Genomic DNA, 26,895 nt, shown 5'->3' with positions numbered 1-26,895 from the left:
GCGCAAAACCGCTTGGCTTGAAGCCTGTGCTTTTGTATGGAGGAAGAAGTGGTCCCGTAGCTCAGCAGGATAGAGCATCAGATTCCTAATCTGAGGGTCACGCGTTCGAATCGCGTCGGGATCACCATCAACTGACCACCCACATCTTGCCATTACGAATCTAGGGTTGCGTTCGTGCCGTTATACGGCATGATGGTTCCATGCCACGCCGACGGGTGCTTATTCTTTTTATCGTCGGCCTCGAACGGAGGGAATGCCATGGCACCAAGACCCCCGGGCAAGAACAATGACGAACATGCGATCGTGGAACGGGCCGTACGGCGGTTGTACGAGCGCAAGCATACCGACAGGCATGTCCAGGAAAATGCCGAAGCGCTCGTCAGCTATCTGGTGAAGAGCGGCATTCGTGACGAAGACGATCTCGTCGAACTCGCGAGCATCGCGAATGGTAAGCGTTACGACCCGAACAACGGCAGTTTCCTGTAACGACGAATACGGCACCGATGTCTATCGGTTGCCGCCATAGGGGCTGGTATCTGCCCTTTCATCTTTTTCATACAGCTCCCTCGTGGCCGCGTCTTGATTGATGCGCTCACGGGCGCTGAGCCGTCTCTGCCGCATGATGGCATAAAAGACGGCAACACCGAGCAGAATCGGCCCGAGCGCGACGACAAACAACCATAAATAGTTGGTCATGAAATACCCTTTCCTCAAATCTGGATGCACATTCAAAAGTGCAACCAATCGCAGGAGGAAAAGGTTCCGATGGTAATCAGGTCGGCGTCTTGGAGGACGCAACCTTTTCATCGATGGCCGATTGCAACTCTTCGGCAAGGGTAATCAGGTGCTCAGGCACTGCTTCACGGCGCGTCTCGTGCATCAGCAGGTCCAGCTTGTCGCGTACGATGCCGCCCGTCCTGTCGCGTCGCGTCTCCGGAGATGAGATTTTCAGTTCTTCCATGTGGACCTCCGACTTGAGGGCATTGCTGGCGGGTTGAGTTTGATTTGTCCCTGATGCTTCAATACGTCATCCGGTCCATCTCGGATTAGTCTTTTTGCCGAAATCAACCGCCTTGGTCAGTTGACGCCCCTTTCCGCTTCAGGAAAGGCTTCGATCAGCTTCTGGCGATCCGTGTATTCCAGCGGCTCAGCTTGAAGGATTACGCTGATGCTGTCGGATACGTCCAGCTGGCCATCGTGCTCGAGTTCAGCTCGCCCGCCCGATGCGAACACCAAGGTGGCGCGCGTCTCGAAGCCTTGGCGAATCAGCCAATCGCGCGGCGCCTGAATCTCGACCTTCGCGGTATAGCCTTCTCCCCGTCGCTCCACTGCGACGTGATAGCTGATGGGTGATACGCGTTCGCCGATCAGCAACTGGCCCTGGCCGTCGACATTCTGCACATGTGTCATGCTTCTCCCTCTCGCTTTCGGATCTTTCGGGAAAGAGAACATCCGGAGACGCTCTCGGTTCCGTCGGAAAAAGCGGTGCAGGGCCGGGAACCACTGGCTGACAGAGGCGTTCCATCAACGGGTCAAGGGGAGGAATGACAACAAGCGAGACACACCATGAGCAGTGCGCGTCAAACGACGGACCATGATGAGATACGCCGCTGGATCGAGGAGCGGGATGGCATGCCGACGCGCGTCAAGGACAGCGGCGAAGGCGGCATCCTGCGAGTGGATTTCGGCAAGCCGGAGGAAACGCTGGAAAAGGTCGAATGGGAGGAGTTCTTTCGAATCTTCGAAAAGAACGATCTCGCCTTTCTCCATCAGGACAAAACTGCCGACGGCAAACTGAGCCGCTTCAGCAAGTTCGTAAGCCGTAGCTGACATGGTCGCCGGCTTGGCCGACCGTTCACAATTTCGGGAACCAAGGCATGGGACGCGCGTTTTTGCGTCGTTCTGCCTGGTACCACAGACATCGGAGGATGGCGATCTTGACGACCCGTAGAGCCGAGCTTGCCGCACAATCTGAAGTGGTCGAGTTGATACCGGCATTGCGCGCCTTTGCGCGGACCTTTTGCCAGAAGCCTGAAGAGGCAGATGATCTCGTCCAGGAAACCCTGACAAAAGCGCTGGCCAATCTTGACAAATTCGAGCCGGGAACACGCCTGAAATCCTGGCTGTTCACGATCATGCGCAACACTTTCTGCACGCGCTTCAAGAAGAGCAGCCGCGAGACCGTTGGCTTGCCCGAGGGTGTGGCCTCGCGACTGACCAGCGAGGCGAGCCAGGAATGGACCGTTCAGGCGGACGAGGTGCGCCGGGCTCTAAACCGATTGCCCGAACACCACCGGGAAATGCTGGTCCTGATCGTCATGCTCGGCGAACGCTATGAAGATGCAGCCGAAATCTGTGGCTGTGCCGTAGGCACGGTCAAGAGCCGTTTGAGCCGCGCGCGCCAGCAATTGCGCCGTGAACTCGGCGAAACCGGGACGGACAGTCCCGTCGGATGAGCAAGACCGACATCGAGGATGCAGCGGAGACTGCGGGACCTCCCCCTTCGACGGACGATGTGCCTGAGCTGACCGAGATCGGTCTGATCTATGGCACAGACTCCGAGCCCGGCATCAGTCGCCGCCGCCGCGGCAAGGGTTTTTCCTATCATCTTCCGGACGGCACGGTCGTTGCCGACCAGACTGTTCTCGCCCGCGTCCGCAAGCTCGCGCTGCCACCGGCCTACGAACGGGTCTGGATCAGCCTCGAGCCCCGCAGCCACCTTCAGGCCACGGGGTACGACGCCAGGGGACGCAAGCAGTATCGCTATCATCTCGACTGGGCCGCGTGGCGCAGCGAGCGGAAATTCGATGATCTCATCGGCTTCGGCGAGGCGCTTCCGACGATCCGGCGCAAGATCGCCCGCGACATCGCCGAACATGCCGATTCAAGTTACTTCCTGCTCTCAGCTCTGATCAGTCTGCTCGACGTGACCTATATGCGCGTTGGCAACCGCGCCTATGCCGAGGAAAACAAGACCTATGGCGCAACCACGCTTCAGAAACGTCATCTGACCTTCGAGCCCGATGGCATCCGGCTGAGCTTCATCGCGAAGGGCGGCAAGCGGGTGCGCCGAAAGCTTCGCCAGCCGAAACTGCAAAAGATCCTCGAAGAGATTGCCGACCTGCCCGGACGGGACCTGTTTTCGTGGCGGGACAAAGACGGGCAGCTGCATCGCATCGATTCGGGCCGTCTCAACACCTATCTCGCTGAGATCACCAACATGCGGCTTTCGGCCAAGACCTTCCGCACCTGGGGCGGATCTGTCGCGGCATTTGCCGAAGCATGGAAGCATATCGAGGCTTCGGAACGTCCCACAATCCGGCAGATGTGCCAGATGGCCTCCGACCGCCTGCACAACACGCCGACGATCTGCCGCTCAAGCTATGTGCATCCGGCGATCCTCAACCTTGCCGACAAGAGCACGGACCTTGATGCTGTGCGTGACCTGGTGCGGACGGGACCTTCACGCGCCCTGCTTCGCGCCGACGAAAACCGGCTGATGGCTTTTCTGCAGGATCATTATGCCCGGAAGGGCTCAGCCAAGGACTGAGTGCGCGAACGCAAAGTCAACCCGCACGGAAAAAGGGGCCGGAACAGATCCGACCCCTTGCTTCGATTGGCAGCGATCAGGCCGCCTTCTTCTGGGCTGCGGCATTGACCGCCGTTTCGGCGAGCTTGGTCAGCGCCTCGTCGGTCTTCGATTCTTCCGCCAGCGTCTCGTCGAGAAGCTTGACAGCATCCTTGTAGCCGAGCTGCTGGGCCCAGGTACGCAGCGTGCCGTAGCGGCTGATTTCATAGTGTTCGACGGCCTGAGCGGCGGCGAGCAGACCGGCATCGAGGGCGGGCGAACCCTTGAACTCTTCCATGATCTCTTCGCCCTCTTCGACGATGCCGTCGATGGCGGCACAGGTCTTGGCGCGCGGACGCTTGCCGATGATCTCGAACACCTGCTGCAGGCGCTCGACCTGGCCCTCAGTCTCTTCCTTGTGCTGCAGGAAGGCGGCCTTCAGCTTCTCGTCCTGCGCGCCACGTGCCATTTTCGGCAGGGCCTTGAGGATCTTGCGCTCAGCATAATAGATGTCCTTGAGGGTCTCGTGAAAAAGCTCTTCCAGTGTCTTGGTAGCCATGTCGTTATCTCCTCGGTTATCGGTTATGGCGAGAAAAGAACCGGCCGGATGGCGCTTTGTTCCTGACTTGTTTTTCAGGTTTTCACCGGAACGATCCACGGCTCCGCAGGGTTAGATTCGCAGGTGGCGCACGACGCTGCCCTCCAGACCCGAAGGAGGAAACGATGGTCAATCGCAACGACAATTGGGACGCCGGAGACGGCCGGAACCGGAATCGCAACACGCGCCACAGCCCGACCGGTGACTACGGCCCCGGTGACAGCGGCTTCGTTCGCGGCTATGGCGACAACCGCCCCGATGCCGATCGCTATGACGCCATGCGCCAGCGCGACTACGGCATGGATGGCGGTTACGGCGCCAGCGGATCGCGCTATCCACGCATGGGACGCTCCGACTGGACGACCGACGATCTGGGCTATGACGGCGAGCTCAGTGACCGCGGTTACGGAGATGACGAACGCCGCTATGCCCGGGGTGCCGGACGCGGCCATTATCCGTCAGACAACAATCGCGGCTATCGCGGTCGTTACAATCGAGGCAATCGCGACTACGACGACGAACGCGGCTTCGTTGACCGCGCCAGCGACGAAGTCGCATCGTGGTTCGGTGACGAAGAGGCCGCACGGCGTCGCGAGATGGACAGCCACCGCGGCAAGGGTCCCAAGGGCTACCGCCGTTCGGATGCCCGCATCCTGGAAGACGTCAATGACCGTCTGGTCGACGACCCCGCCGTCGATGCCTCCGATATCGAGGTGACCGTGAAGGATGCCGAAGTGACACTGTCCGGCCATGTGACGGATCGCTTCGAAAAACGCCGCGCTGAAGACTGTGCCGAGCGCGTCAGTGGCGTTGCCCATGTGCAGAACAATCTGCGTGTGCGGATTTCAGGCGAAGGCAGCGTCATGACGCAGGCCTGAGGCCGACCTAGCTCCGAAGAGCGCGCAAGGCGTTGAGGATGACGGCGACGTCGATGACCTCCTGCAGCAGCGCACCCTGAACGGGCGTGAGATAACCGAAGGCAGCGAAGATCATCGCGCCGCCGGAGAGAATCAGCCCGGCAACCGCACTTTGCCGGGCGATGTTGCGGGATCGCCTCGCGATGCCACAGGCCAGCGGCAGGCGTGACAGATCATCCGCTAGCAGCACCGCATCGGCCGCTTCCGACGAAGCCGCCGAACCCCGCGCACCGATCGCCACGCCGACATCGGCCAGCGCCAGCGCCGGCGCATCATTGACCCCGTCGCCGACCATCATCACTGTGCCCGTGTCACGCTCGCGACGGATCAGCTCCACCTTCCCTTCCGGCGTCAGATCACCCGAAACGGCGTCGAGACCAAGAGTTGCGGCCGCCTTTTCGGCAACATCGGTCCTGTCGCCGGACGCCATGACGATCCGCCCTATGCCCTCAGCCCGGAAACCGGCGATCGCATCGCCGGCATCGTGCCGGAGCGGATCGGAGAGCAGGACAAGCCCTGCGGCACGTCCGTCGATACCGACCGCCACGACGGCGGCACCATTCTCCACATTTGCGCGATCGAACGCCTCCCCCGCCACCAGGTGTGACAGTACATAGCCGCTGCCGCCCAGCACCACCCGCCGCTCACCGACGAGCCCTGACAAGCCGCGGCCGGCATCTTCAGCCACACCCTGCGGCAGGGTGAGGGCGAGGCCACGCGCGGTGGCGGCCCGTACGAGAGCTTCGGCCGCGACATGGCTCGAAGCCTGATCCAGCGAGGCGGCAAGCGCGAGCACCTGATCCACCGTGAAACCGGCTTCCGCCCTGACATCTGCGACCTCGGGGCGTGCCGAGGTGACAGTGCCCGTCTTGTCGACCACAACGGTGGTGACGGCGGCCAGCGCTTCCAATGCACCGGCCGTCTTGACCAGCACGCCCTGGGACGCAGCTCGAGACATGCCGGCAATGACGGCAACGGGCACGGCGAGGATCAGCGGACAGGGGGTGGCCACCACGAGCACCGCAAGGGCCCGCGTCGCCTCGCCGCTCCACCACCAGGCGCCGCCGGCAAGCAGCAGCGTGATGGCGAGAAAGACGAGTGCGTAGCGATCGGCCAGTCGCGCCATCGGAGCACGGCTCGCCTGCGCCTGTTCGACAAGGCGGACGATGCCGGCATAGGTGCTCTCTTTCGATTCCCTGAGAACCAGAAGATCGAAGGCATCCCCGACTGCCGTTGCGCCACTCGGCACCTCTGCGCCGAGCGTGATCGAGACCGGGAGGGACTCCCCCGTCAGTGCCGACAGGTCGAGCACCGAGGACGGTGCAAGCAGACGACCATCGACGGGCACGACTTCGCCTTTGCGGACCAGGATCCGGTCCTGCGGCTTGAGCGCTTCGATCGCCACGCTGTCGAGATTTGTGCCGCGATACAGCATTGCGGTTCGCGAGACACGGCCGAGAAGCGCGGTCATGTCGCGCCGGGCACGGCCCTCGGCAAAACTTTCGAGCAATTGTCCGCCGGCATACATCACGGCGACAATCGCGGCCGCGAGGTTTTCGCCGAGCGCGAGACCGACGCCGATCGACAGCGCCGCGATCGCATCAACCCCCATGCGCCCTTGCAGAAGTGCGCGAAGGATATCGAAGACGAGAACGACGAGAACGGCGGCCGCACCGATCATCCAGACCTGCGCCGCCTGTTCTGGCAAGGCGGCGAGGAACAGCACCCCGCCGCCGGCGAGACAGAGAAAGGCGAGCGCTGCAAGGAGGACCGGCAGGCTCTCACGCAATCGTGTCGGCTGCAGAACGTCCGGCATCGTCACATTCCCAAAGGCGCTGCCGATCGGTCGAAACTGACCTCTCTTGCTGGTCTTCTCTTTCCCTTGTAGAGCCTTCTGAGCATGAAGCAATCGGACGTAAGCAGCATGATCGATAACGACCGGCCCCGCCGCCTTACCATCCTTGGCTCGACGGGTTCGATCGGCGTGAACACGCTGGACGTGATCGAACAGCTAGGCGGTCGCGATAGCTTCGCAGTGATGGCGCTCACCGGCAACGGCAATCTCGATCTGCTCGCCGAACAGGCCCGCCGCACCGGCGCCAAGCTCGCCGTCACCGCCGACGAGAGCCAGTATAGGACGCTCAAGGATCTGCTGTCGGGATCCGACACAGACGTCGCCGCAGGCGCAAGCGGACTGGACGAGGCCGCTGACATGGACGCCGGCTGGGTGATGGCGGCGATTGTCGGCACGGCAGGTCTGGCTCCGACCTTGAAGGCGGCCGCGCGCGGTGCCGATATCGCGCTCGCCAACAAGGAATGCCTTGTGTCTGCAGGCCCTCTCTTTGTCGATGCGGTAAACAAGGGCGGCGGGCGCCTGATCCCGGTCGACAGCGAGCACTCGGCGATCTTCCAGTGTCTGGAGCAAGACCAGCGCCACGCGCTGGAGCGTATCGTGCTCACGGCCTCGGGCGGCCCCTTCCGCACCCACACCCGCGAGCAGATGGCCAATGTCACGGTGCAGACGGCTCGCACCCATCCGAACTGGTCGATGGGCCTCAAGATCTCCGTCGGCAGCGCCTCGATGTTCAACAAGGCGCTGGAGATGATCGAGGCAAAGCACCTCTTCGACGTCCGCCCCGACCAGATCGAGGTTGTGGTGCATCCCCAATCGATCATTCATTCCATGGTCGGCTACACCGACGGCTCCGTCATCGCCCAGCTCGGCGTGCCGGACATGCGCACCGCCATCGGCTACGCGCTGACCTATCCGAAGCGCCCGGCGCTCAATGTCGACAGGCTCGACTTTGCCAAGCTCGCAAGGCTCGATTTCGAGGCGCCGGACGAGACGCGCTTCCCGGCCCTGAGACTTGCCCGCACCGCGCTTGTGCGTGGCGGATTGCAGGGCGCGATCCTCAATGCGGCCGAGGAGACAGCCTTCAATGCCTTCGTCGAGGACAAGATCCGCTTCCTCGACATGGCAGAGGTCGTTGAGATAGTGATGGATGCCATGGTCGAGGGCGTGCCGGCGGACACGATTGCCGACGTCTATGCCGCGGACAGGGAAGCGCGTCGCAAGGCGGCTGAGGTTATCGCTGCGCGGTGACTGAGCTAACCGCCTATGCGAACAAGAAACGGGCCGGGAGTTGAAGTTGGACTGCTCCCTGGCGCGGAACTCCGATCTTTGCATCTGACTGTTGCGGCAGACCTTTCCTCAGAACTCCGTGGCGCCGTTTTTTTTGCGACGGAAGTCAGGATCTTCGCGACACCGTGCGCCGGCGACCTCAACGGCCCGCCGGCAGCAAGTCCTTGATGCGGTCAACATGCGCCTTGATATCATCCAGTGTGAAGGGCGTATAATGACGGGTTGTGCTTGCTGGATGATAGCGCAGCCCCAACCGCTTTTCAGGACGCCAAGCATTGGCAGGTCGGATCGGACGTGGTGCAAACCCGCCGCCGCAGGTCGGGCAGACGTTTTGCAGGACGGAGTCCACACAGTCAGCGCAGTAGGTGCATTCATAGGTGCAAATGCGAGCATCGGCGGAATCCGGGGCCAAGTCACGGTCGCAGAGTTCGCAGTTGGGGCGCAATTCCAGCAAAGAAGCCTCCTTTAAGAACAATGTCAGCCCATATTGCTACCTCGGGACGATTTTGGCAGAAATGACAATATGCCCTCGTTTTCCGCCAATCATCTTCCGTTCCAGCGCCATGTCGCCATTGTGCTGTTCGACCGTACCAAGCTTATAGACGTCACCGGACCTTTGCAGGTTTTCAACGACGCCCGGTTGCCCTCCGGCGAAAAAGCCTACCGTGTATCGCTCGTTTCGGAAGCCGGCGGCCCTGTTGTGACGGATACAGGCTTTGCACTGGAAACCCAGCCGTTTGAGACATGCCGGGCAAGCCCACCGGACACAGTGATCGTATCCGGTGGCGACAGTGCCATCCTCGCCGCCCGATCAACCGCGCTGCTGTCCTTCCTTGATGAGATGAAGGGGCAATGCCGCCGCCTCGCCTCGGTATGTCTCGGCGCGTTCGTGCTTGCGCATGGCGGCCATCTGAACGGACGGCGCGCGACGACCCATTGGGAGAACTGCGCGCAACTCCGAGAGGAATTTCCAAAAATCGACGTGCACAGTGACGCCATTTTTGAAGAGGACTGCGGGATCTGGACCTCGGCCGGCGTCACTGCAGGCATAGACATGGCCCTGGCGATGATCGAGCAAGACTTGAATCGGTCAGAAGCACTACGGCTGGCTCAGTCTCTGGTTCTCTATGTCAGGCGAACAGGAGGGCAGCATCAGTTCAGTGCAGCTCTGACAAGGCAGATGCAGAGCAAAGGCGGGGAGTTTGACGACCTCATTGCCAAGGTGCTTGCACACCTGTCATCCGACCTGTCAGTGCCCCGTCTGGCCGCGATGGCACGGATGAGCGAGAGAAGCTTTGCCCGCAAGTTCACTGCTACGATGGGTACCGCCCCGGCTCGTTTCGTAGAAGATCTGCGGGTTGATGCAGCTTGCGAAGCCCTCCAAAGGGGAGAAGCCCGACTATCGGAACTACCGCTTCTTTTCGGCTTCGGTAACGCGGAACGAATGCGCCGGGCTTTTCACAGAACCAAGGGGATTGCTCCATCCGACTATCGAATCCGCTTTGGTAAGTAGGTTTGGATTTCTATATCTCGGTTACGGGCCGCGTCACCGCAGCCCGTTTTGCATTTTGGAAGGTTTGAGCCCGATCAAGCCACCGCACGCGCCAGGGCGCAACGCGACCAGAGCTGGTGCAGCGAGCCGACCAGGTGTTCGAGATCGGCGTCCGTGTGCAGCGGCGTCGGCGTAATACGCAGACGCTCGGTCTTTTTCGGGACCGTCGGGTAGTTGATCGGCTGCACATAGATGGAACAGTTGTCGAGCAAGAGGTCGGAGATCCACTTGCACTTGGCGGCATCGCCGACCATGACCGGCACGATATGGCTCGGGTTCGGCATATGCGGAATGCCGGCCTTGTCGAGCATGAAACGCAGACGACGCACGCGCTCCTGATGGGCGAAGCGCTCCACCTGGCTCGTCTTCAGATGGCGGATGGAGGCAACCGCACCTGCAGCGAGCGCCGGCGGCAGAGCCGTCGTAAAGATGAAGCCCGAGGCAAACGAGCGAACGAAATCACAGAGAGCGGTCGAGGCGGCGATGTAGCCACCCATGACGCCAAAGGCCTTGCCGAGCGTGCCTTCGATGATCGTCAGGCGATCCATCAGGCCTTCGCGTTCTGCGATGCCACCACCATGGGCGCCGTACATGCCGACAGCATGCACTTCATCGAGATAGGTCATCGCGCCATACTTGTCGGCGAGATCACAGATTTCCTTGATCGGTGCGATGTCGCCATCCATCGAGTAGACGGATTCGAATGCGATCATCTTCGGCGCCTTGGGATCGGCAGCGGCAAGCTTGGCTTCCAGATCCTTCACGTCGTTGTGCTTCCAGATGACGCGCTCGGCCTTGGAATGGCGGATGCCTTCGATCATCGACGCGTGGTTGAGGGCGTCGGAGAAGATGATCAGACCCGGGATCTTGGCGCCGAGCGTGCCGAGCGCCGCCCAGTTCGACACATAGCCCGAGGTGAAGATCAGCGCCGATTCCTTGCCGTGCAGGTCAGCGAGTTCGCGCTCAAGCAGGACATGGTAGTGGTTGGTACCAGAGATATTCCGGGTGCCTCCCGCACCCGCGCCACAGTCGTCGATCGCCTGTTTCATGGCGTCGATGACGAGCGGGTTCTGGCCCATGCCGAGATAATCGTTGGAGCACCACACGGTCACCTCCTGGGTGCCGTTTTCGGTGTAGCGGGTCGCGCGCGGGAAGTTTCCGCGCTGGCGTTCCAAATCAGCGAAGACGCGGTATCGGCCTTCCTCGTGAAGCCCCGCGAGCTGATCCTTGAAAAACGCCTCGAAATCCATGCCTGTCACTCCAGTCTTTCAGCCTCTTTTGGGTCCGTCCGCGGTTCCGGTCAACCCTGCTTCTGTATATTCATTCTAAACTGCGACAAAAGGCGCGAATTTCAGAACTTTCTCACATAAATCCTAACGGATTGCAGCGGTCGAAACTTGATCTGCGTCAAGCTGCAGAGAAAAAGGGCGACAACGGTCGCCCTTTTCCGTTTTTGGTGACAGACCCAGGCATCAAGACGCCTGGACGGCGCGCTTGGCCATGACCCGGATGAGATTGGCACGGTATTCGGCCGTGCAATGCAGGTCTGACATCAGCTCCGACGAATCGATCTCGACACCTGCGACTGCCTCCGGTGACCAGTTGGCCGAAAGAGCCGCTTCAAGTCCGGCATGCCGGAAGACGCCTGACGATCCGGCGCCGGTCACCGCGACACGCACACCCCCTGCCCCCTTCGAGACAAAGACGCCGGTCATCGCATAACGCGAGGCCGGATTGGCGAACTTGGCATAGCCGGCCTTTTCCGGAGCGTCGAAACGGATGGCCGTGATGATTTCATCCTCGGCAAGCGCCGTCTCGAATAGGCCCAGGAAGAAATCGTCAGCGGCGATCTCGCGGGTGTTGGTGACGACAGTCGCACCAAGGCCGAGGACGGCTGACGGGTAATCGGCAGCCGGATCATCATTGGCGACGGATCCGCCGATCGTGCCCATATGGCGGACATGCGGATCGCCGATCATCGAGGCAAGATGGCAAATCGCCGGGCAGATCGCGCGGATGGCCGAAGAAGAGGCGACCTCCGCATGGGTGACGGCCGCCCCGATCGTGACGCGGCGGCCCTCGACCTTGATGCCCTTGAGGGTGTCGATGTGCCGGAGATCGACGAGATCAGACGGCTGGGCGAGGCGCTGTTTGAGTGCCGCAATCAGCGTCTGCCCGCCGGCGATGAACTTGCCGTCCTCGGCACCGGAGAGGAGCTTGCCGGCATCCTCGAGGGAGGAGGCACGATGGTAGCTGGTTGAATAGAGCTGCATGGTCCTCTCCTCCCTTATTCGGCTGCCTGGCGGGTCGCATTGGCCTGGAGCGCGCTCCAGACGGCAAGCGGCGTCGCCGGCATGTTGAGGTCGTTATTGCCAATCGCATCGGTGATCGCATTGATCAGCGCCGGCGGCGACCCGATCGCACCGGCCTCGCCACAGCCCTTGATTCCGAGCGGATTGCCCGGGCATGGCGTGTTCTGGTGCGAGACATTGAAGGACGGCAGGTCGTCGGCACGCGGCATCGCATAGTCCATGTAGCTCGCGGTCAGAAGCTGGCCGGTCTGCGGATCGTAATGCACGCCTTCGAGCATTGCCTGGCCAATGCCCTGCGCAATGCCACCATGCACCTGTCCCTCGACGATCATCGGATTGATGATGTTGCCGAAGTCATCAGCCGCGACAAACTGCACGATCTCGGCCTTGCCGGTTTCCGGATCGACCTCGACTTCCGCGATGTAGCAGCCGGCCGGGAAGGTGAAGTTCGACGGGTCGTAGAAGGCGCCTTCCTTCAGACCCGGCTCCATGCCCGATGGCAGGTTGTGGGCCGTATAAGCGGCGAGCGCCACCTGGAACCACGGCACCGACTTGTCGGTCCCCGCCACCTTTAGTTCGCCATTTTCGATGACGATGTCGCTCTCGTCGGCTTCCATCAGATGAGCGGCGATCCTCTTCGCCTTCAGCTCGACCTTGTCGAGCGCCTTGACGATGGCCGACATGCCGACGGCACCGGAGCGCGAGCCATAGGTGCCCATGCCCATCTGCACTTTGTCGGTATCGCCATGGACGATGGAGACATTGTCGATTGGCAGGCCGAAGCGCTCCGAGACCAATTGCGCAAACGTCGTCTCATGGCCCTGGCCGTGGCTGTGCGAGCCGGTCAGCACCTCGACCGTGCCAACCGCATTGACGCGGACTTCAGCCGATTCCCACAAGCCCACACCAGCACCAAGCGAACCGACCGCCGCCGACGGCGCAATGCCGCAGGCCTCGATATAGCAGCTCATGCCGATGCCGCGCAGCTTGCCGCGCCGGGCCGCTTCCGCCTTGCGCGCCGGGAAACCGTTCCAGTCGGAGGCAGACATAGCGGCTTCCAGCGAGGCGTCGTAGTCACCAGCGTCGTAGCACATGATCACCGGCGTCTGGTACGGGAAGGTCCGCACGAAGTTCTTGCGGCGCAGTTCCGCCGGGGAGATGCCGAGTTCACGAGCGGCGGTTTCAACGGTGCGTTCGAGGAGATAGGTCGCCTCCGGACGCCCTGCCCCGCGATAGGCGTCGACCGGCACGGTATTGGTATAGACGGTCCGCACATTGGCATGGATCGCCGGAATGGCATACTGGCCTGACAGCAGCGTGGCGTAGAGATAGGTCGGGACCGAGGACGAGAAGAGCGACATATAGGCGCCGAGATTGGCGATCGTATCGACCTTCAGGCCGATGATCCTGTGGTCCTTGTCGAAGGCCATCTTCACCTTCGACACATGGTCACGGCCATGGGCGTCGGTGAGGAAGGCTTCGGTGCGATCGGAGGTCCACTTGACCGGTACGCCGGTCTTTTTCGAGGCCCAGAGACAGACGACCTCTTCCGGATAGATGTAGATCTTCGAGCCGAAGCCACCGCCGACATCAGGCGCGATGACGCGCAGTTTGTGCTCGGGCGCCACATTGTAGAAGGCGCTCATCACGAGACGCGCGACATGCGGGTTCTGCGAGGTCGTATAGCAGGTGAAGTGATCTTCCGCCGTGTCGTAGATGCCGAGCGTCGCGCGCGGCTCCATCGGGTTGGGCGAGAGGCGGTTGTTGTAAATGTCGATTTCAGTGACATGCGCGGCACTGGCGATTGCGGCATCGGCCGCAGCGCTGTCACCGATCTCCCAGTCGAAGATCAGATTGCCTGGGGCTTCCGGATGAAGCTGCGGCGCACCTGATTTCAGCGCATCAACCGCACCGGTGACAACAGGCAGTTCTTCATACTCGACCGAAACGACCTCCGAAGCATCACGCGCCTCGCCAATGCTATCGGCAACGACGATGGCGACCGCATCACCCACATAACGCACGGTCTCATGCGCGAGGGGACGCCAGGCGCCCATCTTCATCGGCGTGCCGTCTTTCGAATGGATCATCCAGCCGCAGATCAGGTTGCCAATGCCATCGGCCAAGAGCTGCTTGCCATCGAGGACATCGATGACACCGGGCATCGCCTTGGCAGCGGCGACATCAATCGACTTGATCTTGGCATGTGCATAGGGCGAACGGACGAAATAGGCATATTTCATGCCGGGGACGACCATGTCGTCGGTATACCGGCCCTTGCCGGTCAGGAAACGTTTGTCTTCCTTGCGCGCCACGCGTGCGCCGATTCCTTCAACACCCATTGTCTTCTCCTCCAGAAGTGAGCGAATAGCGAACGGCGAATAAAGGACGGAGGGCGTTTGAGTGGCGTCGCGACGCGACGGACCATTCGCTACCCACTATTCCCTATTCGCTTTAAGTCACTCGGCGGCCTGGCGGCCGGCGGTCATCGCTTCGTTGGCCGAAAGCACGGCCTTAACGATGTTATGGTAGCCCGTGCAGCGACAGATATTGCCTTCAAGCTCGTGGCGGACGGTGGCCTCGTCAAGCGCACCATTGTGACGACAGATCATGTCGAGCGCCGTCATCACCATGCCGGGCGTGCAGAAGCCGCATTGCAGGCCATGGTGCTCCTTGAACGCTGCCTGAACCGGATGGAGCTCACCGCCGCCGGAAGAGAGACCTTCAATCGTCGTGATTGACGATCCCGAGGCCTGTACGGCAAGGATCGAACAGCTCTTGATCGATTTGCCGTCCATATGCACGACACAGGTACCACACTGAGTCGTATCGCAACCCACATGCGTTCCCGTCAGACCAAGTTTTTCGCGAATGAAATGCACGAGCAGGGTGCGATCCTCGCACTCTCCGCTCACTGTCCGGCCGTTCACCGTCAGTGTCACTTTAGCCATCTTGTTCCTCCTCGTGTCTCTCCCGGACACGAGGAGCATGGTGTGAGTTTTATGTGACATGTGCAACCGTCTAGAACGTCGCAAACGAAAAATTATGTGCCGCATCGCAGCATCAAACCGCCTGTAAATCCTGGGTTCATCTTCCGTGTCTCATGCAATGGAACACCCCATCGGGTGTGAGCCACGGCCATGGACTTTCCCATGGCCAAGATTATGCTCATGAAAGCCTTAAGCCGCGTGGGGAGAGCTCGAGCGGCGAGGCATAGTGTGACAACAAGACCGGTTCGACCGGGCGCGTGGAACTTGGAGAGATGAAGATGAAGAAAGCTCTTGTGCTGATGCTGGTCGGCCTTTCGGTCGCAGGCTGCACCCAGACGGAACGCGGTGCCGGCATCGGCGCTGCCTCTGGCGCGATTATCGGTGGCATTGCCACTGGCAATGTCCGGGGTGCCGCAGTCGGCGCAGCCATCGGCGGCGTAGCAGGCGCCGTGATCGGCCGCGTCTCGGAGCAGCCGGGCCAGTGCTACTACCGCGACCGTTACGGCAACCGCTATATCGACGCTTGCCCGCGCAGCTACTGAAGCTACTGCCGCAAACGAGACAGGGCGGGAAGCAACACTTCCCGCCTTTTTTTCATGAGCGCTTAAAAAGGGGGTATGCTATGAGGCGCATTTCCGCCTAAGTTGTCCGGCGGGTGGGGAGTGCCTGACGGATCGCGATGAAAGCGACATGCCGAGACCGAGTGGATGGACATTGCCGAAATTTAGTCATGCGTTCCGGCTCGGGCTTTTACTGACCGTCGCGAGCCCCCTGTCCATCGGCATAACCTCGCAGGCCCACGCTTTCGAGCTGTTCGGAATCCGTCTTTTTGGCAGCGACGAAGCCGACCGCGACATTATCGATCCCGTCGATTACAGCATTGTCCTCGATACCGGTGAGGCCGATCGCGCCCTAAAGAAATCCCTGGAACGCACGTCGTTGCTGGTCGCTGACGAAGATCAGCCGGTGTCCGGCGATCTTGGCCTCGTCATCAAGGCCCGCGATGATCGCGATCGCCTCATCGCGACACTCTATGAAAACGCGCTCTATGGCGGCATCGTCACCGTGACCATCGACGGCCGCGACATCGATACCCTGCCGCCGAACCCCGTCTTCGACCGCTCACGCCCGGTCCCGGTCGCCATCACCGTGCAGCCTGGTCCGACCTTTGAACTGGGGGATATCAGCCTCGAAGGCGATGCGGCGCGTCTCGACCCCACGGAATTCGATCTGGTGCCCGGAGGCAATGCGGGCTCGTTGGTCATTCTGCGCGCAGCCGAACAGATGGCAGAGCGCCTGAAAGAAGAAGGTAGGCCCCTGACGAACGTGACCCGCCGTCAGGTGGTCGCCGACCACCAGACAAATACCGTCGATGTAACGATCGCCGTTGACGCAGGGCCCGTCGCGCCGCTTGGCGCCGTCACGGTCAAGGGCGCTCGGACAGTCGATTCGGACTTCATCGCCTACTATTCGAGACTGAGGCCGGGCCAGACCTATTCGCCCGAACAGTTGCGCAAGGCAGGCGAGCGGTTGCGCACACTCGGCGTCTTCTCGTCTGCGACCATCAACGAGGCGGAAGGACTGGATCCGAGCGGATCCCTGCCGATCGGCATCACCGTCTCGGAGGGCAAGCATCGCTATTTCGGCATCGGCGCGAGTTACTCCTCGCTCGATGGCGGCGGCGTCGAAGGCTATTGGGGCCACCGCAATCTGTTCGGCCAGGCGGAATCGCTGAGGATCGAAGGCGCTGTGCGCGGGCTTGGAGAATTGAAGGACGTCAGCGACGTCACCTCGCTCGACTACACGGCCGGCATCACTTTCATCAAGCCGGGCGCCTTCGTCCCCTCGGGCACGCTTGAGGCCAGCATCAAGGGCAGCACGCTCGAAACAGACTACTATGATGCCGCAACGGTGACCGGCAAGGTATCCTATGCCTATGAACTGACCGATACCGACATCGTCAATGCCGGGGTGTCATTGGCCTATGACAGCATCGACGACGCCTTCGGCGACGACAACGAATACCTGACCTTCGGCATTCCGCTCGGCTACATCAGGGACACGCGCGACAACCGGCTGAACGCCACCGAGGGCCATTACGGCACCATCTCGCTGACACCGAGCTACGATTTCCTCGGCCAGACCTTCTTTACCTCGCTTGAGGGCTCGATTTCAGCCTATCTCGGCTTTGGCGAAGAAGACCGCTTCGTGCTTGCCGGTCGCCTGAACGCAGGCACGCTGGTTGGCGGCGGCGACCTCTCGGCCATCCCCGCAACCCGACGCTTCTTCGCCGGAGGCGGTGGCTCGGTGCGCGGCTATTCCTTCCAGGAAATCACCCCGAAGACCGCCGCCGACGAGGGCACCGGCGGCCGATCCTATGTCACGGCCAATCTTGAAGCCCGCATCGGAGTGACCGATACGATCGGCATCGTGCCCTTTTTCGACATCGGCACGGTCACCGACACCACAGTGCCTGATTTCTCGGACATCAAGATGGGCGCAGGTGTTGGTCTGCGATACACGACCCCATTCGGCCCTCTGCGGCTCGATGTAGCGGTTCCTCTGGATCCGTATGACGGCGGCAGCCGTTACGCAATCTATGCCGGCATCGGCCAGAGCTTCTGACCGAGCGAGACAGGACAATAGTAAACATGATCTGGTTGAAGCGCATCCTGACCTGGACGATTCGCCTGCTGGGCGGCTTGATGGCTGCGCTGATCGCGCTCTTTGTGGTCATCATTCTCGTCGGCGGCTTCTCGCGCACGGGAAGCCAATTTCTCGCCGACCAGATTGCCAAGCTCATCTCGGCCGACAATCAGCAGATCACTTTGACCGGCACCGGACCTTTGCTCAGCAGCAAGTTTTCCGTCGATCGCATCACGATTGCAGACAGCCAGGGCGTCTACGCGACCGTCGATGACCTTTCACTCGACTGGACACCGCGCGACCTCATCCGCAAGCGGTTTACGGCCGAACGCATCACGGCGCGCCAAGTGAGTGTCGAACGCGCACCGCTTCCATCCGAGGAGCCACAATCGGACGAGCCGTTCTCGTTGCCAATCGAGATCGATGTCGCCTCAGTCGACCTGCCGTCGATCGCAATCGGGGCAGCCCTCGCAGAACAGGACCTGAACCTTTCGGCACTGGGATCCCTGACGATTGTCGGCGAGACGATTGCAAGCCGACTGACAGCGACACGGCTCGACGATCCCGGCAACAATGCCGTGGTCGACCTGCTCTATGCGCCGAACGACAACCAGCTGCGCATCAACCTGGACTATCAGGAGCCGGCAGCAGGTCTTCTCGGCGAAAGGCTGCAACTGCCCGGTCTCCCGGCGCTGGCGATCAAGGTGGACGGCGACGGACCGCTCGATGACTGGGCAGGCGAGGTCACAGCGTCGCTCGACGGCGAACGCACGATCACGGTCGATGTCACCCACAAGCTCGCCCAGGACGGAATGCGAACACTGACCGCAAATGGCGGCGGCCTGTTCTCCGGTCTTGTCCCGCCGGAACTGCGTGATGTCATGGCCGGGGAAACGTCGATCGATGTCGCGGCCCGACTGGGGGCAGACGGATCGGTTGCCATCGAGCGCGGCCAGTTTGCAACGTCTTCGGCCGAAGTCGAGGCCGCCGGTCTCTATGATCCCAACGGTCAGAACGATCTCAGGCTGACGGCTCGTGCGACCGGTGAACCCGTCGGCATCACCTCGCAGTCGCCGGACTTCACCGGCGGTGTGAAGCTCCGGAGCCTCGATCTTGCCGTGACGGGACAGGCACCGGCCGCAAGCCTGTCGCTGCGCGCCGATCTGGCAGAGATTACCGTCCCGCAGGGCCTCTTCTCGGATGTGACGCTCTCGGCCGCCAGTGACAGCTTCCACCTTGCAAACCGTGCGGGACCGGTCAACCTTCAGGCATCGGTCCAGAGAACAGACATCCGCGACGAGGCCATCCGCCCTTATGTCAGGGGTCCGCTGACGCTGACAGCGCCGCTGACCGTGACTTCGGAAACGATCACCTTCGAGCAGTTGGTCCTGGACAGCAATGGGCTCGATCTGCAAGGCGCCGGTGAATACACGCTCTCCGACAACGGGTTTTCCGGGCGTCTCGCCGTTCGGGCAGAACCCGAAATGCTTCCTCCCGCGCTTTCGAGCCGACTCAACGGACCCGTCGACCTGTCGGCCCGGGTCGATTACGTCGCTCCGAGCGCGGTGGCGCTGCGGGAGATCGTCCTGTCGAGCGACATCGCCCAAGCCGAAGGCTCCCTCTCCCTCGATCAGGACGGCATGATCGCCACCGACCTGACCGGCCAGCTCCGCGACATCGGGCTTTTCGTTGAACGACTTGAGGCGCCCGCCTCCTTCAACCTCTCGGCATCCGGCCCACTCGATGCGATCGAGGCGTCCGTCACCCTCGTGGTCGAAGAGGGCCAGGCCGCCGGTTATCGCATCGACGATCTGACGCTCCAGCTCGACGGCGTGGCAAATCGCCAGGCGCCGTCCGCCAACCTGACCGCACGCGGCCAGATCGATGGGAAGCCGGTCGATGCGAAGGCGCAGGTCGTCAGTGCCGATGGCGTGACGCGGGTCGATGCACTGGATCTTGCCATCGGCCCGAACCGGCTGACGGGTGCGCTCGACCTCGGGCCGGACATGCTGCCGAGCGGCGACGTTGCATTCGACTTTCCGGATCTGAGCCTGCTTGCTGCACTTGCCGGTCAGACCGTAGCGGGCGATCTCAAGGGAGAGGTGACGCTCGCCTCTCGCGAGGGCCGGCTCGCGGCTGACGTTCAGGCCTCCGGCACGGCAATCCGACAAGGTGCGCTGACGATTGCAGAGCCGACAATCGATCTTCGGCTGTCCGACGTCATGGCGCTTGCCGCCGAGGGCACGATACGCGCAGCGAGTATCGCATCCGGCGCCAACCGCCTGGATGCGGTGACAGTAGCCTTTACGCGATCGGGCACCGATACGGATTTCGACGTCACCGGGCGATACGACAATGCTCCTGTTCGCCTCCGTGGCGCACTGAACCAGGGAGACGCAGGCCTCGCTGTCGCGATCGAAGAACTGAACGCTGCACCGCGTGGCATTGCACTCGCTTTGGCGTCTCCCACCTCTATTCGCCTGACGGACGGGCAGGTCTCGATCGCCGAGACAGTCATTTCCGCAGGTTCAGGCCGGATCGCCCTGTCGGGCACGGTTGGTGAAAGGCTGGATCTCGCAGCCGACATCACCGCCCTTCCCGCCTCGCTCGCCGCGGCGCTTGCACCCGAGATCGCGCCGGAAGGCACGATTTCCGGCACGGTCACGGTGCGTGGTACGACAGCGGCGCCCGTTGCCGATTATCGCCTCGACTGGCAGAACGCGGCGATCGCCCAGACCCGGGGCGCCGGGGTGCCTCCGCTCGGCATCACGGCAAACGGCCGGTTCGAAAACCAGAACCTGACCCTGGACAGCCGTATCAGCGGGGCTGGCATCGGCCTCGCGGCTGGCGGCACCGTCTCGCTCCAGAACGGTCCCGGCCTCGACATCCGGGTCCAGGGCGATGTGCCGCTTTCCGCCGCCAACGGCCAGCTGGGTGCGCAGGGTTTCGTCGCCGAGGGCAATGCAAGCGTTAACCTCACGATCGGCGGAACCGGCGCACAGCCGAACATCAGCGGTACCGTATCGACCAGCGGCGCCCGTATCGTCGACGTGAGGCGCAACCTTGCGATCGAACAGATTGCAACGACAGTGAACCTCACCGGCACGCGCGCCGAGATCGGCAGCCTCACCGGAAACCTCGCGACCGGCGGACGGGTATCCGCAAGCGGTTTCATCGACATCGCAAATCCGGGCCTGCCCGCGGACCTGACGATCAACCTCGACCAGGCCGTTTATGTTGACGGCACTACCGTGACCAGCACGGCGGATGGCCGGCTTACCCTGACAGGGCAATTGCTGAACGGCCCGACGCTGGGCGGCACCATCAACCTTTCGCGCACATCGGTCACACTCCAGGAGAGCCGCCCTGCCAGCCTCCAGGCGCTGGACATCGAACACCGCCACGCCCCGCCGGCAATCCTCAGGCAACAACGCGAGCAGGCGCCGGCCGAAGGCCGTTCCGCCAGCGCACCCATTGCGCTCGACCTGACGATCTCCTCTCCATCCCAAACCTTCATTCGGGGCCGAGGCATCGATGCGGAACTGGGCGGGACGATTCGCCTGACCGGCAGCGCTGCCGCTCCTGTGGTTTCGGGCGCCTTCGAACTGCGGCGCGGTCGCATGCAGATCCTGACCAAACGGCTGGACATCACCCGCGCCACGATCACCTTTGGTGGCGATCTCGTGCCACTGCTCGACCTCGAGGCGACCACCACCTCCGGCAACGCAACCATCGTCATTCTGTTGACAGGGCTCGCCAGCAATCCGCAGGTGACCTTCACTTCGACCCCTTCGCTGCCTCAGGACGAGATCCTGGCCCAGCTGATTTTCGGTCAGTCGCTGTCGCGCCTCTCGCCGCTGCAGATCGCCCAGCTGGCCGATGCCGCTGCGCAACTGGCCGGCGGACAGGGCACATCGCTCTTCCAGTCCCTGCGCAGCACACTCGGCATTGATGATCTCGATATTTCGACCGATGAAACCGGGGGCACCAGTATCAGTGCCGGGAAATATCTGAACGACCGGACCTATATCGAACTGGAGCAGAGCGGTGCCGGCGAGACGAGGGCAACAATCAACCTGGACATCGGCCGGGGATTGAAGCTGAAAGGCGAAGCCGGTGGAGACGGTGCCGGCGGCGGCATCTTCTACGAAAGGGAATACTGAGCCGGTCGCCGGTCGAAACGATCAGGCGACCTTGCTGGTCTTGAGGAGAATGTTGGTTTCGGTGAAGTTGATCCCCTCGATCAGCCGGATCCGTCGCAGCGTCTCATCGAAGCTCGCGAGATCCCGCTCCTCCAGCTCGGCAATGAAGTCCCACTTGCCGTTCGTGCTGTGCAGGGAACGCACCTGCGGCATACCGCGCAGCTGATGCGCCACCCGGTCGTGAAACTTCCCGACAACCTCGATCATGATGATCGCCCTGACACCGCTGGGCTGGATCTCGCTGCCGGTCAGGATGGTAAAGGCTGCAATCGTGCCGTTCGCCACCAGCCGGTCGATTCGGGCCGAAATCGTCGCGCGCGAAGCCCCCGTCATCGCCGCAAGCGAAGCAACGGGCAGGCGAGCGTTCTGGCGTAATGCGCCGAGGATGGTGCGATCGAGGTCGTCCATTTTTACAAACTGTCACATCACGGTTGCGATCTGCGCAAACTATAGCGCTTTGTGACGAAGTTCCACCTTTTTGACAACGTCGCTTTGCCCGATCATGCGGGTCAGTGAAGAGAAGGACGAGACATGGCCATGCAACAGAAGACTGTCGCCCTCATCGGGGTACCGCTCGAAGAGGGATCGGGCCGCGGCGGATGCGCCATGGGGCCTGCGGCCTATCGCATCGCGGGGATCGGTCCGGCCATGCGTGACCTCGGCTATCAAGTTGAGGATCGCGGCGATCTTCGGCCGGAGCCGGCGACGGATCTGGCGGACATGCCACGTGCCAAGAACCTGCCCGTCGTCGGCGCCTTCACCCGCGCAATCGAGGCCGCCACCTATGAGGCGGCCACAAGCGGTGGCGTCCCGATCCTGCTCGGCGGCGATCACAGCCTCTCCATGGGCAGCGTTTCCGGCATGGCGCGTTATGCAAGTGAGGTGGGCCGACCGCTCTACGTGCTTTGGCTGGATGCCCATTCGGACTTTAATGCGCCGGAGACCTCTCCGTCGGGTAATATCCACGGCATGCCCGTCGCGTTCTTCTGCGGCAAGGCTGAATTTGCCCCGATCCTTCCCAAAGAACGGCCCTTTGTCGATTCACGCCATGTCTACCAGGTCGGCATCCGTTCAGTAGACGAGGAGGAACGCCGACTGATCTCGGAGAATGCCGTCAATGTCTACGACATGCGCGCGATTGATGAAGAGGGCATGGGAAGCATCGTCAAGCGCATCCTGGCCGATGTCCGCGAGGCCAACGCTCTGCTGCATGTCAGCCTCGATGTCGACTTCCTCGATCCCGACGTTGCACCCGGCGTTGGCACCACGGTTCCGGGCGGCGCGACCTTCCGCGAGGCGCATCTGATCATGGAGCTTTTGCACGACAGCGGGCTTGTCTCCTCCCTCGACCTCGTCGAGCTCAACCCGTTTCTCGATGACCGAGGCCGCAGCGCCCGTGTCATGGTGGAACTGGCTGCGAGCCTCTTCGGCCGCCGCATTCTGGACCGTCCGACGAGGGGTGGTTAGGTCATCGCTTGTATATCTGCTGGCACCGGTATGAATGATTTCCCGCAGCCAAATTGAAATTTGTTAGCTTTACCCCCCTAAAAAATATCAGAAATGAGCGATTTTTACTCACGGGCATTTGCCCACAGCACAAAACATTGACCATTGCTTAAGATGGAATGGCTAATATTCGCCGTGAGCACCAATGGCGGTGCACGCTTATTGGGGGGCCGACATGGCACTGATTGCATTTCCCGGACTGGAATCGAAAGCGGTGCTGGATGCACTCGGTCGCTCGCAGGCCGTCATCGAGTTCAAACTGGACGGGACGATCATCACAGCGAACGAGAATTTCTGTCGTGCGCTCGGTTATAGCCTAGAAGAGATCAAGGGGAAGCATCACCGCATCTTCTGTGATCCCGCCTACACCGCCACCGCTGACTACCGAGAATTCTGGGCTATGCTCAATTCCGGGAAATTCGAGAGCCGCGAATACAAGCGTTTCAGGAAGGATGGCAGCGAAATCTGGATCCAGGCCTCCTACAATCCTGTCTTCAGGAACGGCAAGCTCTGGAAGATCGTCAAGTTTGCGACCGACATCACGGCAGCCAAGCTGAAAACGGCGGAAGACAGCGGCAAGCTCGAGGCGATCTCCCGCGTGCAGGCGACGATCGAGTTCACACCGACAGGCGAGATTCTGACGGCCAACGAAAACTTCCTGTCGACTCTCGGCTATTCGCTGGGTGAAATCGCCGGCAAGCACCATTCTATGTTTTGTGAGCCAGACTACGCGCGAACAGACGCCTATCGCGACTTCTGGAAGACGCTCGCTGCGGGAAAATTCGTCTCCGAGGAGTTCAAGCGCATCGGCAAGGGCGGCAAGGTCGTCTGGATCCAGGCCTCCTACAATCCGATTTTCGATGCCAGCGGACGGGTATTCAAGGTCGTGAAATATGCGACTGATATCACCGGCCGCGTCAACGCCGTTGAGGAGATCGCCAGAGGTCTGACGGCGCTCGCCAACGGTGATCTGACGGCGACCATCGACAAGCCCTTTATCCCGTCGCTCGAACAGATCCGCACCGACTTCAATGCCGCCATGACACGCATTGCAGCCGCAATGCAGAATGTCAGCCACAATACGGATGCTATTGCCTCAGGCTCCTCGCAGATCCGCGAAGCTTCGGACAATCTCGCCAAGCGCACCGAACAGCAGGCCGCAGCCGTCGAGGAGACGGCGGCCGCACTGGAGCAGATCACCCAGACCGTCGCCGATAGTTCCAAGCGCGCCAATGAGGCTGGCCAGCTGGTGGCACGCACCAAGGAAGGTGCCGAGCGCTCGGGTCATGTGGTCAAGAACGCCATCGAAGCAATGGGCCAGATCGAGAACTCCTCGAAGGAGATCTCCAACATCATCGGCGTGATCGACGACATCGCCTTCCAGACGAACCTCCTCGCCCTGAATGCGGGTGTCGAGGCTGCCCGCGCAGGTGAAGCCGGTAAGGGCTTTGCCGTGGTTGCCCAGGAAGTACGTGAACTGGCGCAGCGTTCGGCAACGGCCGCCAAGGAGATCAAGGCGCTGATCAACACCTCCTCGGATCAGGTGAAGACGGGTGTCCAGCTGGTGGGCGAGACGGGCAAGGCGCTCGAGCAGATCGTCATTGAAGTCAAGGACATCAACACCAACGTCGCAGCGATCGTCGAAGCCTCGCGCGAACAGTCGACCGGACTGTCGGAGATCAACAAGGCGGTCAACGCCATGGACCAGAACACCCAGCAGAATGCCGCCATGGTCGAAGAATCGACTGCCGCGAGCCATAGTCTTGCAAAACAGGCGGCTTCACTGCGCGAACTGGTGTCGCAGTTTAGAATTGGGCAACACTCTTCGCATAAAGTCATGGAAGCGCGTCCCGATGCTTCACCTGTGGCATCACCGGCACGCAAGCTCATGGCGAGTGTCGCTCGCGCCACAGGTGGCGCCGCCGCCGCCAAGGTACAGGAAGGTTGGGAAGATTTCTAATGGCAACTATCAGCTCCACCAGCTTCGGCAGTGAGACCCTCGAGATCATCGCCTTCCGGCTTCATGATCAGGAATTCTGCGTCAAGACTACGACCATCCGCGAAATCCGCGGCTGGGCACCCTCGACGCCGATCCCGCATGCGCCGGCCGATGTCATCGGTGTGATGAACCTGCGCGGCTCGGTTATCCCGATCATCGACTTGGCCTACAAGCTGGGCATGAAGAGCACGGTTGCCAACGAGCGTTCGGCGATCGTCGTGGCCGAAGTCCACAACATGGTCATCGGCATGCTGGTCGACCGCGTTTCGGACATCCTGACCATCCCGTCGAGTCAGGTACAGCCGGTGCCGGAAGTTTCCGCCTCCTTCGACAAGACCTTCTCGGAAGGCATCATCGCCAACGAGAACGGCATGATCTGCTTCCTGAACCTCGCCAAGATGTTCAAGGGCAGCGATCTCGAAGATCTGGCCGCCTGATCACGGCGACAGTTCACTGATTTTGAAAGGGCAGCGCTGTCAGGCGCTGCCCTTTCGCGTTTCGAAGCCCGGTTGATCTCAGCGTAGCCCTGCCCTACCAGATGACGACAAATCCGGGAGGCGAGAATGAAATTGCTGCTGATCCACACGGGTGGAACGATCGGGATGGCCGAGACATCCGAGGGCCTGGCACCCCTCAAGGGGCTCGTGGAAGAAGCGATTGCGGAACGCCTGCCCGCTGGCGCGGTTTTGACCGCTGACGTCTTCGACCCCCTGCTCGACAGTGCCGATGTGGGTCCTGCCCACTGGAACCGAATGCTCGAAACGGTCCGCCGCCACCCCGACGCAGCCGTAATCATCACCCACGGCACAGACACCATGGCCTTTACCGGTGCAGCGCTGAGCCAGGCTCTGGCGGGGGAGAACCGCCGCGTGATCCTCTGCGGCTCGATGCTGCCACTCGGGCATCAGGGCGATGCCGAGGGCAATCTCGATCTCGCGATCTCGGCTACGGCAAGCAAAGAGCCCGGCGTTTTCCTTGCCTTCGCAGGCAAACTTCTCGCCGCTGACGGCCTGGTGAAACATGACAGCCACGAAGCGGATGCGTTTCGCGCGCAGCCGCAGGCGACACCCGACGTGCCGCAGCGTCGGACTTTTGAGGACCGAAAGCTCGCGATCCTGACGCTCTCCCCCGGCATTCCGGCAGAAGCCGTGAAGGCGATGCTAGAAAGACTGGACGGTGCGGTGCTGCGTATTTTCGGCGCCGGCACGGCGATGAACGATACCGTTCTGCTGTCGGTGCTCGCCGAAGCAGTGAGAAACGGAAAGCGGCTGCGGGCGGTGAGCCAGTGCGAGGCAGGTGGCCTGTCACCGGGCGCCTATGCGGCCGGCGCCGGTCTCTGGAGCACGGGCATCGAAAACGGTGGCACCGAGACACCGGAAGCCGCGCTCATCCATCTCTGGCTGAACTGACGAAAGCTCTTCGGTCATTCCGCGTGTTTCAACAGACATCGCCCACTGGGGGCG

At 61.6% G+C, this 26,895-nt stretch carries 25 protein-coding genes and 1 tRNA gene; 15 read left to right on the top strand and 11 right to left on the bottom strand.

Annotated features, from left to right (window positions below; all coding sequences use genetic code 11):
* The first annotated feature begins 50 nt into the window (after positions 1 to 50).
* Positions 51 to 127 (top strand) — tRNA-Arg (locus ACQKP1_RS20140).
* A gap of 131 nt (positions 128 to 258) precedes the next feature.
* Positions 259 to 486, top strand: a complete 228-nt coding sequence (locus tag ACQKP1_RS20135; RefSeq protein WP_427276722.1) for a hypothetical protein — start codon at positions 259 to 261, stop codon at positions 484 to 486.
* A gap of 21 nt (positions 487 to 507) precedes the next feature.
* On the opposite strand, the gene ACQKP1_RS20130 is transcribed toward ACQKP1_RS20135, so the two are convergent.
* The 3 genes from ACQKP1_RS20130 to ACQKP1_RS20120 all read right to left on the bottom strand — a co-directional run bounded on the left by ACQKP1_RS20130 (position 508) and on the right by ACQKP1_RS20120 (position 1,410).
* The gene (locus ACQKP1_RS20130; protein ID WP_203018408.1) at positions 508 to 696 is read right to left on the bottom strand and encodes a hypothetical protein; all 189 of its coding nucleotides are present in this window, start codon (positions 694 to 696) and stop codon (positions 508 to 510) included.
* A 76-nt stretch (positions 697 to 772) separates the two neighbouring features.
* Complete coding sequence (locus ACQKP1_RS20125; protein ID WP_427276721.1) at positions 773 to 961, bottom strand: hypothetical protein; 189 nt, start codon at positions 959 to 961, stop codon at positions 773 to 775.
* Between the two features lie 116 nt (positions 962 to 1,077).
* Entirely contained in the window at positions 1,078 to 1,410 is a 333-nt protein-coding gene (locus ACQKP1_RS20120; RefSeq protein WP_203018410.1) for a hypothetical protein, read from the bottom strand.
* 156 nt (positions 1,411 to 1,566) lie between these two features.
* On the opposite strand from ACQKP1_RS20120, the gene ACQKP1_RS20115 reads away from it, so the two are divergent.
* From ACQKP1_RS20115 to ACQKP1_RS20105, 3 genes are all read left to right on the top strand, one after another.
* Positions 1,567 to 1,830 carry a hypothetical protein gene (locus ACQKP1_RS20115; RefSeq protein ID WP_006724513.1) on the top strand — a complete coding sequence of 88 codons (264 nt, stop codon included), beginning with the start codon at positions 1,567 to 1,569 and terminating at the stop codon, positions 1,828 to 1,830.
* A 98-nt stretch (positions 1,831 to 1,928) separates the two neighbouring features.
* The gene (locus ACQKP1_RS20110) at positions 1,929 to 2,456 is read left to right on the top strand and encodes a sigma-70 family RNA polymerase sigma factor (RefSeq protein ID WP_427276720.1); all 528 of its coding nucleotides are present in this window, start codon (positions 1,929 to 1,931) and stop codon (positions 2,454 to 2,456) included.
* Positions 2,453 to 3,550: a DNA topoisomerase IB gene (locus ACQKP1_RS20105; protein ID WP_427276719.1), complete on the top strand. Its 1,098-nt coding sequence runs from the start codon at positions 2,453 to 2,455 to the stop codon at positions 3,548 to 3,550. Before ACQKP1_RS20110 ends, ACQKP1_RS20105 begins: the two co-directional genes overlap by 4 nt.
* 76 nt (positions 3,551 to 3,626) lie before the next feature.
* On the opposite strand, the gene ACQKP1_RS20100 is transcribed toward ACQKP1_RS20105, so the two are convergent.
* Complete coding sequence (locus ACQKP1_RS20100; RefSeq protein WP_006724510.1) at positions 3,627 to 4,127, bottom strand: ferritin-like domain-containing protein; 501 nt, start codon at positions 4,125 to 4,127, stop codon at positions 3,627 to 3,629.
* A 164-nt stretch (positions 4,128 to 4,291) separates the two neighbouring features.
* Here ACQKP1_RS20100 and ACQKP1_RS20095 point away from each other — a divergent pair, with 164 nt between their 5' ends.
* Positions 4,292 to 5,044 carry a BON domain-containing protein gene (locus ACQKP1_RS20095; protein ID WP_246754027.1) on the top strand — a complete coding sequence of 251 codons (753 nt, stop codon included), beginning with the start codon at positions 4,292 to 4,294 and terminating at the stop codon, positions 5,042 to 5,044.
* A 7-nt stretch (positions 5,045 to 5,051) separates the two neighbouring features.
* Here ACQKP1_RS20095 and ACQKP1_RS20090 read toward each other — a convergent pair whose 3' ends face one another.
* Positions 5,052 to 6,899 carry a heavy metal translocating P-type ATPase gene (locus tag ACQKP1_RS20090; RefSeq protein ID WP_427276718.1) on the bottom strand — a complete coding sequence of 616 codons (1,848 nt, stop codon included), beginning with the start codon at positions 6,897 to 6,899 and terminating at the stop codon, positions 5,052 to 5,054.
* 108 nt (positions 6,900 to 7,007) lie between these two features.
* On the opposite strand from ACQKP1_RS20090, the gene dxr reads away from it, so the two are divergent.
* Entirely contained in the window at positions 7,008 to 8,186 is a 1,179-nt protein-coding gene (gene dxr / locus ACQKP1_RS20085) for a 1-deoxy-D-xylulose-5-phosphate reductoisomerase (RefSeq protein WP_427276717.1), read from the top strand.
* A 178-nt stretch (positions 8,187 to 8,364) separates the two neighbouring features.
* On the opposite strand, the gene ACQKP1_RS20080 is transcribed toward dxr, so the two are convergent.
* On the bottom strand, positions 8,365 to 8,679 hold the full coding sequence (locus ACQKP1_RS20080; RefSeq protein ID WP_427276716.1) for a DUF1272 domain-containing protein: 315 nt from the start codon (positions 8,677 to 8,679) through the stop codon (positions 8,365 to 8,367).
* A gap of 69 nt (positions 8,680 to 8,748) precedes the next feature.
* Here ACQKP1_RS20080 and ACQKP1_RS20075 point away from each other — a divergent pair, with 69 nt between their 5' ends.
* On the top strand, positions 8,749 to 9,738 hold the full coding sequence (locus tag ACQKP1_RS20075; RefSeq protein WP_427276715.1) for a GlxA family transcriptional regulator: 990 nt from the start codon (positions 8,749 to 8,751) through the stop codon (positions 9,736 to 9,738).
* A gap of 74 nt (positions 9,739 to 9,812) precedes the next feature.
* Here the strand turns inward: ACQKP1_RS20075 and hemA are convergent, their stop codons facing one another.
* From hemA to ACQKP1_RS20055, 4 genes are all read right to left on the bottom strand, one after another.
* Positions 9,813 to 11,027 (bottom strand): 5-aminolevulinate synthase, encoded by a 1,215-nt coding sequence (gene hemA, locus ACQKP1_RS20070; protein WP_427276714.1) that lies wholly within the window; start codon positions 11,025 to 11,027, stop codon positions 9,813 to 9,815.
* A gap of 222 nt (positions 11,028 to 11,249) precedes the next feature.
* Entirely contained in the window at positions 11,250 to 12,050 is an 801-nt protein-coding gene (locus ACQKP1_RS20065) for an FAD binding domain-containing protein (protein WP_427276713.1), read from the bottom strand.
* A gap of 14 nt (positions 12,051 to 12,064) precedes the next feature.
* Positions 12,065 to 14,431 (bottom strand): xanthine dehydrogenase family protein molybdopterin-binding subunit, encoded by a 2,367-nt coding sequence (locus ACQKP1_RS20060; protein WP_427276712.1) that lies wholly within the window; start codon positions 14,429 to 14,431, stop codon positions 12,065 to 12,067.
* Between the two features lie 117 nt (positions 14,432 to 14,548).
* Entirely contained in the window at positions 14,549 to 15,040 is a 492-nt protein-coding gene (locus tag ACQKP1_RS20055; protein WP_427276711.1) for a (2Fe-2S)-binding protein, read from the bottom strand.
* A gap of 317 nt (positions 15,041 to 15,357) precedes the next feature.
* Between ACQKP1_RS20055 and ACQKP1_RS20050 the strand changes: the two genes are divergently transcribed.
* The 3 genes from ACQKP1_RS20050 to ACQKP1_RS20040 all read left to right on the top strand — a co-directional run bounded on the left by ACQKP1_RS20050 (position 15,358) and on the right by ACQKP1_RS20040 (position 21,888).
* Positions 15,358 to 15,621: a glycine zipper domain-containing protein gene (locus ACQKP1_RS20050; protein ID WP_006724501.1), complete on the top strand. Its 264-nt coding sequence runs from the start codon at positions 15,358 to 15,360 to the stop codon at positions 15,619 to 15,621.
* A gap of 148 nt (positions 15,622 to 15,769) precedes the next feature.
* Complete coding sequence (locus ACQKP1_RS20045) at positions 15,770 to 17,704, top strand: autotransporter assembly complex protein TamA (RefSeq protein WP_427276710.1); 1,935 nt, start codon at positions 15,770 to 15,772, stop codon at positions 17,702 to 17,704.
* Between the two features lie 26 nt (positions 17,705 to 17,730).
* Complete coding sequence (locus ACQKP1_RS20040) at positions 17,731 to 21,888, top strand: translocation/assembly module TamB domain-containing protein (protein ID WP_427276709.1); 4,158 nt, start codon at positions 17,731 to 17,733, stop codon at positions 21,886 to 21,888.
* A 21-nt stretch (positions 21,889 to 21,909) separates the two neighbouring features.
* Here the strand turns inward: ACQKP1_RS20040 and ACQKP1_RS20035 are convergent, their stop codons facing one another.
* On the bottom strand, positions 21,910 to 22,335 hold the full coding sequence (locus tag ACQKP1_RS20035) for an Lrp/AsnC family transcriptional regulator (RefSeq protein WP_006724498.1): 426 nt from the start codon (positions 22,333 to 22,335) through the stop codon (positions 21,910 to 21,912).
* A 123-nt stretch (positions 22,336 to 22,458) separates the two neighbouring features.
* Here ACQKP1_RS20035 and rocF point away from each other — a divergent pair, with 123 nt between their 5' ends.
* The 4 genes from rocF (at position 22,459) to ACQKP1_RS20015 (ending at position 26,841) form a co-directional block, all read left to right on the top strand.
* A complete protein-coding gene (gene rocF / locus ACQKP1_RS20030) occupies positions 22,459 to 23,394 on the top strand; it encodes an arginase (RefSeq protein ID WP_427276708.1) in 936 nt (311 codons plus the stop codon).
* A gap of 214 nt (positions 23,395 to 23,608) precedes the next feature.
* On the top strand, positions 23,609 to 25,393 hold the full coding sequence (locus ACQKP1_RS20025; protein WP_203018424.1) for a methyl-accepting chemotaxis protein: 1,785 nt from the start codon (positions 23,609 to 23,611) through the stop codon (positions 25,391 to 25,393).
* Positions 25,393 to 25,869, top strand: coding sequence for a chemotaxis protein CheW (locus ACQKP1_RS20020; RefSeq protein WP_006724495.1), 477 nt, complete (start codon positions 25,393 to 25,395; stop codon positions 25,867 to 25,869). Before ACQKP1_RS20025 ends, ACQKP1_RS20020 begins: the two co-directional genes overlap by 1 nt.
* Before the next feature lie 126 nt (positions 25,870 to 25,995).
* Positions 25,996 to 26,841, top strand: a complete 846-nt coding sequence (locus tag ACQKP1_RS20015; RefSeq protein ID WP_427276707.1) for an asparaginase domain-containing protein — start codon at positions 25,996 to 25,998, stop codon at positions 26,839 to 26,841.
* Positions 26,842 to 26,895 lie beyond the last annotated feature (54 nt).

The organism is Allorhizobium sp. NPDC080224 (assembly GCF_050281005.1).
Classification (GTDB): Bacteria; Pseudomonadota; Alphaproteobacteria; order Rhizobiales; family Rhizobiaceae; genus Allorhizobium.
The sequence above is the reverse complement of the archived record's forward strand: the minus strand, read 5'-3'. Positions and strand labels throughout refer to the sequence as shown.